Here is a 15,663-nt window from a genome sequence, read left to right on the forward strand (position 1 = left end):
GGCCCCGTTCACGTGCCGGAACGGGGCCTTCTTCAGGTCTTCTGAACGTGTAAGGTCTACCTCACTAGTTCGTTGTTTCTTCAGGAGCCCAAACCATGACCACCGCCACACCGGCCCGCACTGCGCCCGAGGACACTCTGTCTGCAGCGATGAAGAAGGGTTCGGCGATCGAGCATGAACAAGCCGAAGGCTCACCGTTCATGTCTGCACTGCTCGACGGACGGATGGACGCGGACGGCTACATCGCCTATCTGCAGCGTCTGCGGCTCGTCTACGCAGCTCTCGAGTCGACTGCTGCGAAGCTCGTCGGCGATCCGATCGCATCACCGATCATCGACCCCGCGTTGGATCGTCTGCCCGCCATCGACGCTGACCTGGCGCACTGGTCCCCCGGCGGAGCTCCCGCTTTCTCGTCGCCCGCCGCGACCGCGTACGCCGAACGCATCGCCGAGTCGAGCACGTGGAGCGGCACATTCATCGCGCACCACTACACCCGATACCTCGGTGATCTGTCGGGAGGTCAGGCCATCGGTCGTATTCTGGACCGTTCCTTCGACCTCGACGGCGCTGGCATCTCGTTTTACGCGTTCGACGAGATCGGCAAAGTGAAGCCCTACAAAGATCGTTATCGCGATCGGCTCGATGCCATCGGTTCGACATTGAGTGCTGCCGACCGCGACCGCCTCGTCGACGAGGTCCGGCTCGCATTCGGCTTCAATCAGTCCTTGTTCGTCGAATTGAGCGAACTGCATCCCGGCCGCTGAATGCCGCACCTCCCCGCTCTGACCGACCTCTCCTGCCGGGTCTCGAACGTCAAGCGGGATGGGTCACTCGTAGTGGGGCGGACGGTTTTGGTCGTACCAGTCCCGGCCACGGCCGCTATCGGTGCGCTCCCCCGGTTCAGCGATCTGCTCGGGCAGATCATCGCCGAACACTGAATCGAGCCGACGCCTGCGTTTCCAGGACGGCTCGACGGGGGCCGGATCAGATGTCACTGATGTGTCCGATCACGTACTGTGCCAGCGGGATCAACGTCGCCATGCCGTCGCGGACCGCGGCACGCGAATCGGCGATGTTCACCACGACCGTCTGACCCGAGATTCCCGCGAGACCGCGCGAGAGCCCCGCGTCGGTGGCGCCCGCGGACAGACCCGAACTGCGGATCGCCTCCTCGATGCCCTGCAGGCGACGATCGAGCAGCGGCTCGGCGGCTTCCGGCGTGACGTCCCGAGCGCTGACGCCGACACCGCCGACGGAGACCACCAGGTCCACACCACCGATTACCGCAGTGTTCAACGTGTTCCGAATCTCGATCTCGTCGCCGGGAACGGTCACCGTGGCGTCGACATGGAATCCGGCCTCTTCCAGGAGCTCGCCGATGAGCGGGCCGAGCGTACTCGGCTCCTCACCGAGCGCGGCACGGTCGTCGACAACCACCACGAGCGATCGAGAGAAGCCGTCTTCGGGCGGTGTCGGCACCTCGGGCGAACTCACGCGGGCGGCCGCGTCGGCGGCTCGTTCGTCCGGGTCTGCGGGAGCGTTGGTCATCGTCGGCCTCTCTGCTTTTCTCTGGTGGTCCGACCGCCTGCGGACGCCGGACCGTCTATGAACGTCACGTCGTGCACGCCGACGTCACGCCGTGCCGAGCACGACCTCAGTGGTCTTACTCTGATTGTTTACCGAGTAGGTCACCTTCACCGTATCGCCCGGACCATGTGAACGGATAGCCGCAACCAATGCGTTGGCCGTCGAGATCTTCCGATCGTTGACCGCCGTGATGAGCGCGCCCTGCGGAATACCGGCCTTGTCGGCCGGTCCGTTGCGGACGACGCTGGCGATCACAGCTCCCGGCTGCTCCAGGTCGTTGTTCGGACGGACGGAGACGCCCAGATTGGCCCGGGTCGGCTTACCGTTGTGGCGGAGTTCGTTGGCAACCCGCATCGCCTGGTCGACGGGGATCGCGAAACCGAGGCCGATGCTGCCCGTCTCGCCTTCCGCGCCGGTCGTGGCGATGGCGGTGTTGACACCGATCAGCGCCCCGCTCGAGTTGATGAGCGCGCCGCCCGAGTTACCCGGGTTGATCGCGGCATCGGTCTGGATCGCATCGATGACCGATTCGGTGGTGCTGTCGGAGCCAGAGGTCGACACCGGGCGGTTGAGTGCCGAAATGATGCCCGTGGTGACCGTCCCCTCCAAGCCGAGCGGCGAACCGATCGCGATGACTTCCTGCCCGACGCTGAGATTGTTCGAGGCGCCGATCGTGATCGGCGTCAGACCGGACTTGTCGGCTTTGATCACGGCGATATCGGACACCGGATCTGCGCCGAGGACTTTCGCCTGGGCGCGACTGCCGTCGTTGAAGCTGACGAGCACCTGTTCGGCACCCTGCACGACGTGGTTATTGGTGAGGATCACGCCGCTGCTGTCCAGGACGACTCCCGAACCCGAACCGACCTGACGACCCGACGCCACCGTGATCGACACGACTGACGGAAGGACGCGGTTCGCGACATCCTGTACCGAACCCGGTGCGGCCTTCGGCTGCGACGACTCGGTGGGCCCGGACGCGACTGGCGAACTCGACGTCGACGACGTCGAGTTGTTGTTGTCGGCGACGAACGCTCCGACGCCGCCCCCGACACCGCCGGCCAGCACCGCGACGACGACCGCGCCCAAGAGGATCTTCTTACCGTTACCGCCGCGGTTGCCATTGTCTCCGGGAGCCGGTTGACCGAATGGGCCGATAGGTGGCACCGCTGTGAATTGTCCGGTCTGGTTCTCGACGGGAGCCGATCCGAACGGGGCGGTCCCATACGGACTGATCGGTGGTTGGGCACCGAAGCCGCCCGTTCCGGGAGCCGCTTGGGGTTGACCGTACTGCCCCTGGCCGTACTGGCCCGGAGTCTGCGGGGGTTCCTGCGGATTAGGACTGGACGGGGTAGTACCGGACGGGCTGGCCCCAACAGGATTAGCACCAGCAGGATTAGCACCAGAAGGGTTGAGACCGTAAGGGTTGTGCCCGTACGGATTCGGCGAACCGGGGCCTTGCCCAGGGTAGTCATCGTTGCCGTGCGCGGAGTCGCGATACACACCGTCATTCATGAAAGTGAGCGTATGCCACGTCCCTGTGAAGTTGGTCAAAGTCCACTGGGAATCGACTTCCTGAATGCTTTCCGTCGGCCAGGGCACTCAGCGCCGCACAACGACGGGATCGGGTTCGGTGTGAAACGCAGACCCCGGGAACCGCAGACGGATCAGCGCACCGCCCTCATCGGACCCTTCCGCCGACACCGCCCCTCCGAGACGAGTCACCACTTGTCGGACGATCGCCAACCCCAGGCCGGAGCCGGGCATCGACCGCGTGGCGTCGGATCGGTAGAAGCGTTCGAAGACCAGTTCCCGGTCTTCTACGGCGATGCCCGGGCCCGCATCGGCGACCGACAGCTCGGCCGATGCCGGGCCCGATTGAGTAAGCCGCACCCGGACCACCCGGCCGGGCGGACTCCACTTCGCGGCGTTGTCGAGCACATTCAACACGGCTCGGGAGATCCCGTGCTCCTCGCCGAACACGTACCACGGCATGGTCTGCACGTCGAAGTCGATGTCGGTGCGACGACGGCGGACGCGTTCGAGTGCGTCGCCGATCACCGACTCCAACGCGACTTCCTCGTGGACGGTGTCGAGTGCGTCCTCGCGGGCCAGGTCGACGAGGTCGCCGACCAGCGTCGACAACTCCTCGATCTGTGCGACGACATCCGATCTCAGCTCCACCATGTCGGCGGCTGGGATCTGCGGGGCGCCGGGCTCCGAGGATGCGATCAGCAGTTCCAGGTTGGTTCGCAACGAGGTGAGTGGCGTCTTCAGTTCGTGTCCGGCGTCGGCGACCAGACGGGCCTGCTGGTCACGTGATTCGGCGAGTGCACGCAGCATCGTGTTGAAGCTCGCGGTGAGGCGGGCCAGCTCGTCCTGACCCGACACCGGGATCGGTGTCAGGTCTTGCGTCCGCGCGACGCGTTCGACGGCCCCGGTGAGGCGGCCGACCGGCCTCAGGCCCCCGCGTGCGACTGCGGTGCCCGCGAGCGCCGCGAACGCGACACCCACCCCGCCCGCGATGAACAGCACCGACGCCAACTGTTTGAGGACGGCATCGGTGCCGTCCATTGACTGCGCCATCATCAGAGTGCTGCCGTCGGAGAGCTTGCGGGCGAGCACACGATGGTTGCCCGTCGTGCGCAGACTCTGGTTGAGTTTGCCCGGCGGATTGACCGAATCCATGATCTTCCGCTCGGTGTCACCGAAGGGGACGTCGCCGACCATGTATGTGCGGCCGTCGGGTTCGACGAGACCGATCGAGATCGACGTCGAGAAGACTGTGCCCGCGAGGAGCGCTTCGGGACCGCTCGACAGTCGGCCCAGTTTCGACAGGGCGGTCATCCCGTCGGCACGCGCCACGAGTTGCGAGTCCACGTCCTTGTACAGAGATCGTTGCACGACGAAGAACGCGGCGCCCGCCATCAACATCGCCGAGAGCAGCACGACGGCGGCGGCCAGGAGCGCCACGCGGTTGCGCAGCGACACTGATCTGGTCAAGGCGATCGGCGCACGCATCTGGCGGTGGCCGTCGGGCCCGCGGCGCAACAGTCCCATCGAGCGTCAGGCGTTCTCGCGCAGCACGTATCCGACGCCGCGCACGGTGTGGATAAGTCTGGGCTCGCCGTCGGCTTCGGTCTTCCGGCGCAGATACCCGATGTACACCTCGAGCGCGTTGCCCGATGTCGGGAAGTCGTATCCCCACACCTCTTCGAGGATGCGACTGCGGGTGAGGACGCGTTTCGGATTGGACATCAGCATCTCCATGAGCGCGAACTCGGTGCGCGTCAAGCTGATCTTTCGTTCGCCGCGCGTGACTTCACGGGTCACCGGGTCGAGTGTCAGGTCGGAGAACGACACTGCCTCCGACCCTTCCTCCTCGTCGCGGACGACACGACGCAGCAGCGACCGCAGGCGGGCGAGTAGTTCTTCGAGCGCGAACGGCTTAGGCAGGTAGTCGTCGGCCCCCGCGTCGAGTCCGCTGACCCGTTCGGAGACGGAGTCGCGGGCCGTCAACACCAGGATCGGGAGGTCGTCGCCGGCCGAACGCAGACGGCGGCAGACCTCCAACCCGTCCAACCTCGGCATCATCACGTCGAGCACGAGCAGGTCGGGTCGCGCAGCGATCACCTTTTCGAGCGCTTCGAGTCCATCACCGGCCGTGTCGACCGTGTAGCCGTTGAATGTCAGAGACCGACGAAGGGACTCTCGGACAGCCCGGTCGTCGTCGACCACGAGAATACGCATGACTACAGTCTTACTGACCGAACTTCAGATACGGCTGAGAACGCGCCGTCATCGACGCGCTCGCGTCGCCGCGGCCACCATCTCGGGGATCTCGGTGAACTTGATCCGAGGGCGTCCTGCGGCGCGACCCCGGGCCCGTTCGACGCGATCGATCGCCGCGACACCCGCGTAGTCGACTGGCGTCGTTCGTCCGGCGACCAACTCCGCGAAGTCTGCCGCCGTGCGCGACGTCCGGGTGAGACGTCCGGCCGCGGCGTCGTCGATGAACGCTTCCACCGCACCGATCGCATGCACTTTGTTGGCGCCGATGCCGCCGTGCGCTCCCCGCGCCGCCCAGCCGAGTACGTAGTGGCCAGGGATCGGCGTCCCTTCGGCGTCGACGATGCGGCAGTCCTCGTTCGGGATCGTGCCGGTCGCCTCATCGAACGGGAGTCCGGCGACCTCGACGCCGCGGTACCCGACCGACCGCACGACGAGATCGGTCGCGATCGAGTGGTCGTCGCCGTGCGTCACGACGTCGACGGCACCGACGCGTCCGGACGCGTCCGGACGGATCTCGCGCACCGCACTCGTGAACAGGAAGACGATGCGACGACGACTCGGGTCCGCCGGCCGGTCGAGCCCCAGGCCACGCATCTGTGCTGGGTCGTCGCACGTGATCACGTCGACGCCTGGCATCGCTTCGACTGCGCGGTATTCGGCGGGCGTGTACGCGGCGTGCTCTGGTCCGCGTCTGCCGAGCAGCACCACTTCGTGGACGTTCTGACGGCGCAACAGGTCCAGCGCCCGGTCCGCGATGTCAGTGGTTGCCAGCGATTCCGGCGATGACACGAGGATGCGGGCGACGTCGAGCGCGACGTTGCCAGTTCCGACGATCACCGCGCGCGAACAGCCGTCGACGCGGACATCGCCTGTCGCGCCCGGAACCGCGTTGTACCAGGCGACGAGATCGGTGGCCGATGTCGAACCGGGCAGATCCTCACCCGGCACATCCAGCTGCTTCGATGCGGGCGCCCCGATCGCGTAGAAGACTGCGTCGAAGTATTCGGCGAGCTCGGCTGCGGTCAGCGCGGACGGACCGTCGCCGACGTCGACGCCGCCGACCATCGTCGTACGCGGATGCCGGTACAAGAGGTCGAAGGTCTTGAGGACGCCCTTGGTGCCCGGATGGTCGGGGGCCACCCCCGCGCGGACCAGCCCACCGGGCGTCGGAAGGCGGTCGATCATCGTGGCCTCCGCATCGGTTCGCCCGATCAATGTCTGCAACGCGTATCCGCCAGACGGGCCGGTGCCGACGACTGCGACGCGCAGGCCGGACTCCAGACGCGGAATCTCCGGGTAGACGACGTTCGACCACCCCGACGAAATGTCCGGGTTGTCTTTGTAGAAGGACGCGTTCACGTCGATGAAGACGCGGTCGCGCTCCCCCAGACGATCGGCGGGATAGATCGCATCCACCGGGCACGCGTCTGCGCAGGCGCCGCAGTCGATGCATGCGACGGGATCGATGTGCAGGATGTCGGAGGTTCCGAAACCACGTTCCTCCGGTGTCGGATGGATGCAGTTGACCGGGCACACCGCGACGCACGACGCGTCGCTGCAGCAGGACTGTGTGATGACGTGGGCCATATGCGCTCAGATCATGTGGACGCGACGGTAATTCTTCCGCGCCAAGGGAGTGAGTAGTCCGACCTCGTCCAGGAATCCCATCAAGTGGGTGCAGTTGCTCCGGACCATCGCGTGGAAGTGCTTGTTGGTGCGGCGTTCGGCCACGGCCCGCTCGGGGTCGAGACCGGCGTCCGCGTATGCCTGCGGCTGTACCAGGTTCGACACGATCTCCATTGCGCCGAGTGAGGTGTACACCGCGCAGAAGTTTCGTCTGGCCGTCGACATGCCCGCCACCGACTCGCGCACCTGCTCACGCGCGTACTTCATGTGTCGCGACTCTTCGAGGACGTGGATCTCGTTGATCGTGCGGATGAACGGCAGTACCCGATCGTCTCGCATACAGCCGCGCTGGAACACGTCGAGGATCTCCTCCGCGACCAGAATTCCCGCGTAGGAGACCGCGCCGCGGGCGGTGTACTGGAACACTTTGCCCAGTCCGCCAATCGCGCGAGGGGGCCGGTACGAGGTGCCGACCATCTTCTCCGACGCCTTCGCGAACATGATCGAATGCCTGCACTCGTCGGCGATCTCAGTGAGCGCGAACTGGAATTCAGGACGGTGGTAGGCGCCGAGATACTGGTCACGGAGGATGAGCTCTTGCAGGATCATCTCGAACCAGATGCCGATGTTCATGATTGACGCGAACTCGTGGCGGGTAAGACGCACGCGCTGCTCGTTCGTCAGTTCGTCCCAGTAGTCGGTGCCGTACAGCGTCGACCACTCGGGGCTACACCCGTAGTGGTCCGGATCCATCGGCTGCGACCAGTCGATCTCGGTCATCGCGTTGCGCGAAAGGCGCGTCGCGGACGCGAGGAGTCGATCGGACACCTCGTCCATCCCGCGATCGGGTGTACTCGTCGTCGACGTTTCGACAGATGTCATCTCAAAGCCCCCATTGACTGATGTGACAATTTCCATTGTCATAATACACGCCATGTGACGGGCTCCATAGGGGCTAGCAAGGTTACCCGCGAGTAAGTAAGGTGTGCGGGTAAGACATCGCAGGTCAATCACCCGACAGAGGGAGCATTCATGTCGTCGATCTTCATCAGCGGAGGCGCCGCAGGCATCGGTCTAGCCACCGCCAAGCTATTCCGTTCACACGGCTGGACCGTCGGCATTTACGACGTGAGCGCGGACGCTCTCGCCGCTGCGAAGGCCGACGATCCTGAGTTCATCACCGGCCTCCTCGACGTCCGCGACGCCGAACAGTGGGACGCCGCGCTCGCCGACTTCACCTCGCACACTGGCGGACATCTCGACGTCCTCGACAACAACGCGGGCATCCTCCTGTCCGGCGACGTCGCGGACATCTCGCCCGAGGCGATCAAGGCGCAGATCGACATCGACGCCCTCGGCGTCACCCTCGGCGCGCGCGCCGCACACCCCTACTTGAAGGTGACGCCCGGCGCGCACCTGGTGAACATCGCGTCGGCGTCCGCCATCTACGGGCAGCCCGGCATCGCGACCTACAGCGCCACCAAGTTCTACGTCGCGGGACTCACCGAAGCCCTCGAACTCGAATGGCAGGACGACGACATCCGCGCCGTCTCCATCTGGCCGCTGTGGGCCAAGACCGCGCTAGCCGCCGAGACCGACGCCAAGAGCACCCAGACGCTCGGCGTCCGCCTCACCGCCGAAGACGTCGCGGAGAAGGTCTGGGATTCGGTGCACCCGACGACCGTCGACAAGCTGATCCGCCGTACGAGCTACTCCGTCGGCGTCCAGACCACGGTCCTTGGCAACGCGGCCAAGTTCATTCCGAACGTCCTCAACCGCGGCGTCAACAAATTCCTGTCGCAGTAGCGGGTCGCTGACCGCCTACTGGTAGGGCGGTTCGCCTGCCCCTCGAGCGGAGTCGGGATCGGTCTCGACTCCGCCCGAGCGACCGGAGTGGTTAGGAATCGCCCCTCAGCAGGTCGGCGCAGCGTTCACCGATCATCATGACGGTGATGTTCGGGTTCACCGAGATGTGTGCGGGGAAGACGGAAGCGTCGGCGACACGAAGCCCCTCGGTACCTTTCACCCGCAGCTGCGCGTCGACCGGGGCATCGTCGGCTGAGCCCATCGCCGCCGTGCCAACCGGATGGTAGACGGTGTTGTGGGTGGCCCGAATATAGTCGGCCAAGTCGGCGTCAGCGACCGCGCCCGGTCCGGGGAACAGTTCCTCCCCCGCCCACGCGGCGAGCGCCGGTTGGGCGACGATGTCGCGCGCACGGCGGATACCTGCCGTCATGATGCGGATGTCGTAGCCTTCAGGATCGCTGAAGTAGCGCGGGTCCACCATCGGCTTGTCCCGGAAGTCACGCGAACGCAAGCGAACAGTGCCGCGCGAGCGCGCGTGTGTGACGTTCGGGGTGAGGCAGAAGACGTTCTCCTGTGTCGGATAGCCCTGCCGTACGGTGTGCATGTCGAACGGCACACTGCCGTAGTGCATCATCAGGTCGGGTCGGTCGAGGCCATCGTCGACCGTGTCGAAGATCCCGATCTCCCACCATTGGGTGGAGCCGGTCGGCATCGGTTGCTTGGCGACCCAGGAGATGACGCCCTCCGGGTGGTCCTGCAGGTTGAGGCCAACTCCCGACGAGTCAACGAGCACGTCGACACCGCTGGCACGCAAGTGGTCGGCCGGTCCGATACCCGAGAGCATCAGCAGTTTCGGTGTGTCGATGGCACCGGACGACAACACGAGTTCGCGTTCGGCCGTGATCGTCCGCGCCTGGCCGAACTGGTTGTCGACCACCTCGACACCCGTGCAGCGGGTGCCGTCGAAGAGGAGTCGTTTAGCGCGCAACCCAGTGAGCAGCGTGAAGTTCTCGCGGTCGACGATCGGGTGGATGTACGAGACGGACGACGATGCGCGCGTACCGTCGGCCCGCCGGTTGATCTGGAAGAAGTTCGCGCCGCGTGTGACGGTCGTCCCGGTGTTGAACGTGCTGGTCGGCAGTCCCGCCTCGGCGGCCGCCGCAAGCAATGCGACGCCGCACTGATCGTTCGACGGCACGTTCATCAGATGCACTGGGCCGCTGTCGCCGTGGTGCGGCGCGTTCGGGCCGGCATCCTCGTTGGTCTCCAACCGCTTGAGGATCGGCCACATGGTCTCGGCGTTCCAGCCGGTCGCGCCGAACTTGCGTTCCCACTCGTCGAGGTCCTCACGCGGCGGCCAGAACGCGATACACGAGTTGTGGGACGAGCAGCCGCCGAGGACACGTGCCCGCGCGTGGCGCAGGAACGAGTTGCCCGACGCCTGCGGTTCCACCGGATAGTCCCAGTCGTACCCCGATTCGAGCAATTCCATCCACCGATTGAGCTGCAGCACTTCGGGGACGGCGCGATCGTCGGGGCCGGCCTCGACGAGTGCGACCCGGACCGACGGGTCTTCGGAGAGCCGTGCGGCGGCGGCGCAGCCCGCCGAGCCGCCGCCGACGACGACGTAGTCGAACGAATCAGAGTCGAACGAATCAGGGCTCATGTCAGTTCTCCTCACTCGTCCGGTCGGCGAACCAACCGGTCACTTCAGGGGCAATGTTCTGGTACACGTGCTTAGCTTCGCGGTATTCGTCGAGCCCGACGGGACCGAGTTCGCGGCCGACACCGGACTGCCCGAACCCACCCCACTCGGCCTGCGGGAGGTACGGGTGGAAATCGTTGATCCACACGGTTCCGTGCCGCAGCCGGTTCGCGACACGCTGTGCCTTACCCGCGTCCTGCGTCCACACGGCGCCCGCGAGACCGTAGATCGTGTCGTTCGCGGTCGTGACGGCGTCGTCCTCATCGGTGAAGGTCTCCACCGTGACCACCGGGCCGAACGCTTCGTCGACGACGACGGACATGCCGCGCCGCACCTGGTCGAGGATGGTCATCTGGTAGTAGAAACCCGCGTCGAGATCGCTCGACCCCGATGTGCCGGTGGCGAATCGGCCGCCGCACCGCAGTCGGGCACCGTCGGCGACACCCGCCTGGACATAGGCGTGGACTTTGTCGCGGTGGGCCGCCGAGATCAGCGGACCGGTCTCCGCCGCCTCATCGAACGGCCCGCCGAGCCGGATCTGCCCGGCCCGCTCCACCAGCGCGTCGACGAACTTCTCGGCGATCGACTCTTCGACGACGAGTCGCGCACCCGCCGAGCACACCTGGCCGGAATGGACGAACGCGGCGTTGAGCGCATTGTCGACAGCGGCGTCGAAGTCGGCGTCCGCGAACACGACGTTGGGGTTCTTGCCGCCGAGTTCCAGCGCGACCTTCTTCACGGTCGACGCCGCCGACGCCGCGATCACCCGGCCGGTCACCAGTCCCCCGGTGAACGAGACCATGTCGACGTCCGGATGCGTGGACAACGGGGCACCGGCCTGCGCGCCCGCCCCGGTCACCAGGTTCGCGACGCCGGCAGGCAACCCAAGGTCGTCGAGCAGCTGCATGGTCGCGATCGCAGTGTGCGGTGTCAGTTCGGCGGGCTTCAGAACGAACGAGCAGCCCGCGGCGAGCGCGGGGCCGATCTTCCACGCCGCCTGCAACAGCGGATAGTTCCACGGCGTGATCAACCCGCAGACACCCACCGGCTCGTACTGGATACGGCTGACGACGGACTCCGAACCGGCGTCGACCACCCGACCCGCGTCTTTGGACGCGAGTTCGGCGAAGTAGTCGAAGCAGTTGATGATGTCGTCCATATCGATGCGGGCTTCGACGATCCGTTTCCCGGTGTCGAGGGCCTCGGCGCGCGCGAACTCCTCGTGCCGATCCCGAATGCCATCGGCGAGTTTCGCCAACAGCCGGCCGCGTTCACTGGCAGGCACCGACGCCCAGCGCCGGTCGTCGAATGCGCGACGCGCGGCCGCGATGGCGCGTTCGGTGTCGGTGGCACCCGCCTCGCTTACGGTCGCCACCAGAGTCCCGTCGGCTGGGCACCGGATGTCTCGGGTGGCACCGTCGGCGGCGGCCTCCCACCGTCCGTCGATGAACAGGGTCTGTGCGCTCACGATTCCTCCTTCGCCGGGTCTGCGACACCGGCATCTGATGCGGGTTTAGTCTGTGTGGTCGCCGGGTCGGGGCCGTCGTCGAAGTCGGCCGACCAGTCGGTGACGTTGTCTCCGACGATCGTCGCAGTGTCGCTGCCGACGATCTCCAAGTAGTGCAAGTGACGCTCGTAGTGGTCGAGCACATTAGAGCTGATCTGCGGTTCGGTGAGTCCGTACACGTCGAAGCCCTCGCTGCCCTGCGCGGTGAATACCTCGAGCCGGAAGAACAGGTCGCCCGCGCCGGGAGAACGGCCGAACACCGGCGTCGGGTGGCGGGTCGGATACACCTGGTAGTGGAATGTGCGGCCACCCCCGAAGTCGACGTCGAGGTGGTAGCTCTCCAACCCGTAGGCGTCGACGTGAGCGGACCCGGTAGTCGCGTCCATCCCCGCCTGTACGAGTTCGTCGGCGACGTCCGCCAGGGCCGGCCGCACGATCGTCTCCGAGAATCTCCGGATGTCGTCGGCGTCGGGGTACCGGACGAGCCGTTTGACGCGTTGGCGCCAGTTCAATGCGGTGCCGCCCGACGAACGATGCGAGAGCGCATGGGTGAGCGCGCTTCGCCGCGAATCAACCCAATCGCCTTCGGCCTGCAACGCTCGGAACAGGCCGAGCATCATCAGTGCGACGACCACCGCGAACGGCAGCCCCATGATCACCGTCGCGTTCTGCAAGGTGGTGATGCCGCCGATAAACAGCATCGCCATAGTCAACAGGCCGGTCACGACCGCCCAGAAGATGCGAACCCAGCGCCTGGCGTCGGACTCGTTGTCGGTGACGTGCGAGCTGAAGTGTGCCATCACGAGAGCACCCGAGTCGGCACTCGTGATGTAGAACAACATGCCGGTGAACGTCGCGATGACAACGAGCACCGTCGCACCGGGGTACTGGTGCAGGAGAGCGTAGAACCCCTGCTCGGGAGTGTTGACCGCCGTGTCCGCGAAATCACTATTTCCGCGGGCGATCTCCAGGGCACTGTTTCCAAAGATCGAGATCCAGATGACGATGAAAACGAACGGGATGGTCAGGGTGCCGAACACGAACTGTCGGATGGTCCGGCCGCGGGAGATCCGCGCCAAGAACAGTCCGACGAAGGGCGCCCACGCGATCCACCAGGCCCAGAAGAAGAGCGTCCACGTCGCTTTCCAGTCGCCGGTGTCCTCGTAGGCGAATGTGTCGAGGGCCATCGACGGAAATCTGCTGGCGAAGTCGCCGACGTTCTGGACCAGCGCATTCATTAGGTATGTCGTGGATCCGGCGATGAGGATGAACAGTAGTAGCCCGAGCGCGATGACCACGTTGATTTCGGAGAGCCGCTTGACGCCCTTGTCGACGCCGGACACTGCAGACAGTGTCGCGATAGCCACCGCGACCACGATGAGCCCGGCCTGTGCCCAATGACTTTGCGCGATCCCGAACAGGTCTTCGAGCCCCACGTTGAGCTGCGCGACACCGATGCCCAGGCTTGTCGCCAATCCGAAGATGGCTCCGAGGAGGGCAGCGATGTCGACGGAGTCGCCGAGGATGCCGTCGAGTCGGTCGCCAAAGATCGGCCGGAGACCTGAGCGCAGGGACAACGGCTGGTTGTAGCGGTAGGCGAAATAGCCGAGCGACATGCCGATGAGGGCGTACAGGCTCCACCCGATGATCCCGTAGTGGAACAGAGTCCACACGATGGCCTGTCGGGTGGCCGCCACCGTTTGGCCCTCGCCCGTCGGCGGGCTCATCCACTGCGTCACGGGTTCGGCGACGGAGAAGAACATGAGGTCGATGCCGATACCCGCCGCGAACAGCATCGCTGTCCACGAGAACAGGTTGTAGACCGGCTTTGAGTGGTCGGGGCCGAGTTTCACCCCGCCGACGCGGGACAGCGCGGCCCAGACGACGAACAAGACGACGGTCACGACGAGACCGATGTAAAACCAGCCGAGTTCTTTCGCAACCCAGGTGACCGCGGACTGAATTACCCGGTCCGCGCCGTCGGAGTCGATGAAGGCCCAGACGATGATGCCGATGATTCCCGCGCTGGCACCGAAGAAGACCCTCTTATTGACCGGTATCGCGGAGGTCTTGGCAATCGGGCCCGGCGGATCGAGCGCCTTGTCCGATGTCGACGCTGGATCCGTTCCCACAGGTAAGTCCCCACCTTCTTGCTATCGCCAATGCGCCGGGCCGCTGGTTTCGTCCCACGTTCACGCTACTGACGGACCGATCCGCATGTCGGTGCCGTTACCGTTCAGAAGTAGTTTCGTAATACAAAAAGGCTACGGCCGACGAGCTGAACGCTCGTCGGCCGTAGCCAATAACACTGATTCGTCGTCGCGAGTATTCTCAGCGGCGGTCGAGATCGACGAGGCCGAGTTTCACGGCCTTGACCAGACGACGCGGCACACGCTGTGTGACGCCGTTGATCTTCTCTTCCTGCAGCGGAGCATTGTCTGCCTTCCACTGCGAACGACGGCTACGGGTGTTCGCCCGCGACATCCGGCGCTTCGGTACTGCCATGGTTCTCGCCCTTCCTCACGTTCGGCACGGGCATGGGTCCGGGTCTGTCCCGACCCGCCTCACCCGCTGATCGCCTGTATCCACGGCAATCCGACCGCGGCACACAACCCGAACAGATTAACTGGCCGGAGGCTCACATGGCAAAACGAGATGGGTGAGACCTTCCACATGTGTGGTCGACACCTACCATTACGCGGGTGTCAGGCGTCGTCTCCGGGTTCACCGTGATCTTCCTCGTCGTCGGTCTCGGCTACATCCTGGGCCGGACCGGCACGCTCGGCGAACACGCGTCCACCACGCTGGCCAGGCTCGTCTTCTTCATTTGCACGCCTGCGCTCCTGGTCTATTCGCTGGCCACCAGCGACCTATCGGCGGTCTTCTCCTCGACGCTCGCGATAGCGTCTATCACCGCGGTCTCGGTCGGGCTGGCGTACCTTGTCGTGGCTCGGCTGTGGCTGCGGCGGGAGATCCCCGAACTGGTCATCGGCGCGCTCTCGTCGTCGTATGTGAACTCAGTCAATCTGGGGTTGCCGATCGCGATCTTCGTCCTGGACGACGAGTCGTTCATCGCACCGCTCCTGCTGTTCCAGATCGTCTTCTATTCGCCCGTCGCGCTGGCAGCACTCGACGTGACCGCGCTCACCGCGTCGACGCGGACGTCGGTCTGGAAGACCGTCGCGGTGCCGCTACGTAACCCGATCCTGATCGGCGGAGCGATCGGCCTGATCGTGTCGCTCTCGGGGTGGAAGCCGCCGGAGGCGATCCTGGAATCGGCGAACATGCTCGGCCAGGCGTCGGCCCCGCTCGCTCTCCTCGCGTTCGGGTTAACGCTGACCGGCACGGCCGTCTTCAAGAAGGGCGAAAGCCCTCGGCGCGACGTGGTACTCGTGTCGGTCCTCAAGATGATCGCGATGCCAATGATCGCGTACGCGACGGCACGGTGGATGTTCGGCCTCACCGGCCACAAACTGTTCGCCCAAGTGGTGATCGCAGCGCTGCCGACCGCACAGAACGTCCTCGTGTACGCGACCCGTTACCGGCGCGGCGAAATTCTCGCGCGCGACTCGGCGCTGGTGACGACGATGTTGTCGATTCCGATAATCGCGGTGACCGCGTGGCTCCTGACATAGTTTTC

The 15,663-nt window shown here is 65.3% G+C and carries 14 protein-coding genes; 3 read left to right on the plus strand and 11 right to left on the minus strand.

The window, feature by feature from the left end; translation table 11 throughout:
• Nucleotides 1–95 precede the first annotated feature (95 nt).
• The gene (locus MP11Mi_RS02990) at nucleotides 96–764 is read left to right on the plus strand and encodes a biliverdin-producing heme oxygenase (RefSeq protein WP_420040836.1); all 669 of its coding nucleotides are present in this window, start codon (nucleotides 96–98) and stop codon (nucleotides 762–764) included.
• Nucleotides 765–827: 63 nt separating this feature from the next.
• Here MP11Mi_RS02990 and MP11Mi_RS02995 read toward each other — a convergent pair whose 3' ends face one another.
• The 7 genes from MP11Mi_RS02995 to MP11Mi_RS03025 all read right to left on the minus strand — a co-directional run bounded on the left by MP11Mi_RS02995 (nucleotide 828) and on the right by MP11Mi_RS03025 (nucleotide 7,887).
• Nucleotides 828–995: a hypothetical protein gene (locus tag MP11Mi_RS02995; RefSeq protein WP_420040837.1), complete on the minus strand. Its 168-nt coding sequence runs from the start codon at nucleotides 993–995 to the stop codon at nucleotides 828–830.
• Nucleotides 985–1,548 (minus strand): MogA/MoaB family molybdenum cofactor biosynthesis protein, encoded by a 564-nt coding sequence (locus MP11Mi_RS03000; protein ID WP_420040838.1) that lies wholly within the window; start codon nucleotides 1,546–1,548, stop codon nucleotides 985–987. The genes MP11Mi_RS02995 and MP11Mi_RS03000 overlap by 11 nt, the downstream gene beginning before the upstream one ends.
• A gap of 84 nt (nucleotides 1,549–1,632) precedes the next feature.
• The gene (locus MP11Mi_RS03005) at nucleotides 1,633–3,102 is read right to left on the minus strand and encodes a S1C family serine protease (RefSeq protein ID WP_420040839.1); all 1,470 of its coding nucleotides are present in this window, start codon (nucleotides 3,100–3,102) and stop codon (nucleotides 1,633–1,635) included.
• 87 nt (nucleotides 3,103–3,189) lie between these two features.
• Nucleotides 3,190–4,647: a HAMP domain-containing sensor histidine kinase gene (locus MP11Mi_RS03010; protein WP_420040840.1), complete on the minus strand. Its 1,458-nt coding sequence runs from the start codon at nucleotides 4,645–4,647 to the stop codon at nucleotides 3,190–3,192.
• 6 nt (nucleotides 4,648–4,653) lie between these two features.
• The gene (locus MP11Mi_RS03015; RefSeq protein ID WP_420040841.1) at nucleotides 4,654–5,337 is read right to left on the minus strand and encodes a response regulator transcription factor; all 684 of its coding nucleotides are present in this window, start codon (nucleotides 5,335–5,337) and stop codon (nucleotides 4,654–4,656) included.
• A gap of 48 nt (nucleotides 5,338–5,385) precedes the next feature.
• Nucleotides 5,386–6,966: a 4Fe-4S binding protein gene (locus tag MP11Mi_RS03020; RefSeq protein ID WP_420040842.1), complete on the minus strand. Its 1,581-nt coding sequence runs from the start codon at nucleotides 6,964–6,966 to the stop codon at nucleotides 5,386–5,388.
• Nucleotides 6,967–6,972: 6 nt separating this feature from the next.
• The gene (locus tag MP11Mi_RS03025; protein WP_420040843.1) at nucleotides 6,973–7,887 is read right to left on the minus strand and encodes an AurF N-oxygenase family protein; all 915 of its coding nucleotides are present in this window, start codon (nucleotides 7,885–7,887) and stop codon (nucleotides 6,973–6,975) included.
• A gap of 150 nt (nucleotides 7,888–8,037) precedes the next feature.
• Here MP11Mi_RS03025 and MP11Mi_RS03030 point away from each other — a divergent pair, with 150 nt between their 5' ends.
• Complete coding sequence (locus MP11Mi_RS03030; protein WP_420040844.1) at nucleotides 8,038–8,811, plus strand: SDR family oxidoreductase; 774 nt, start codon at nucleotides 8,038–8,040, stop codon at nucleotides 8,809–8,811.
• A gap of 91 nt (nucleotides 8,812–8,902) precedes the next feature.
• Here the strand turns inward: MP11Mi_RS03030 and MP11Mi_RS03035 are convergent, their stop codons facing one another.
• The 4 genes from MP11Mi_RS03035 to rpmF all read right to left on the minus strand — a co-directional run bounded on the left by MP11Mi_RS03035 (nucleotide 8,903) and on the right by rpmF (nucleotide 14,528).
• Entirely contained in the window at nucleotides 8,903–10,477 is a 1,575-nt protein-coding gene (locus tag MP11Mi_RS03035; protein ID WP_420040845.1) for a GMC family oxidoreductase, read from the minus strand.
• Nucleotide 10,478: 1 nt separating this feature from the next.
• Nucleotides 10,479–11,984, minus strand: coding sequence for an aldehyde dehydrogenase family protein (locus MP11Mi_RS03040; protein ID WP_420040846.1), 1,506 nt, complete (start codon nucleotides 11,982–11,984; stop codon nucleotides 10,479–10,481).
• Nucleotides 11,981–14,155, minus strand: coding sequence for a choline BCCT transporter BetT (gene betT / locus MP11Mi_RS03045; protein WP_420040847.1), 2,175 nt, complete (start codon nucleotides 14,153–14,155; stop codon nucleotides 11,981–11,983). Before betT ends, MP11Mi_RS03040 begins: the two co-directional genes overlap by 4 nt.
• A gap of 199 nt (nucleotides 14,156–14,354) precedes the next feature.
• The gene (gene rpmF, locus MP11Mi_RS03050; protein WP_236999047.1) at nucleotides 14,355–14,528 is read right to left on the minus strand and encodes a 50S ribosomal protein L32; all 174 of its coding nucleotides are present in this window, start codon (nucleotides 14,526–14,528) and stop codon (nucleotides 14,355–14,357) included.
• Between the two features lie 197 nt (nucleotides 14,529–14,725).
• Between rpmF and MP11Mi_RS03055 the strand changes: the two genes are divergently transcribed.
• Nucleotides 14,726–15,658 (plus strand): AEC family transporter, encoded by a 933-nt coding sequence (locus tag MP11Mi_RS03055; protein WP_420040848.1) that lies wholly within the window; start codon nucleotides 14,726–14,728, stop codon nucleotides 15,656–15,658.
• The last annotated feature ends 5 nt before the right edge of the window (nucleotides 15,659–15,663 follow it).

This window comes from Gordonia abscondita (assembly GCF_032711245.1).
Lineage (GTDB): Bacteria > Actinomycetota > Actinomycetes > Mycobacteriales > Mycobacteriaceae > Gordonia.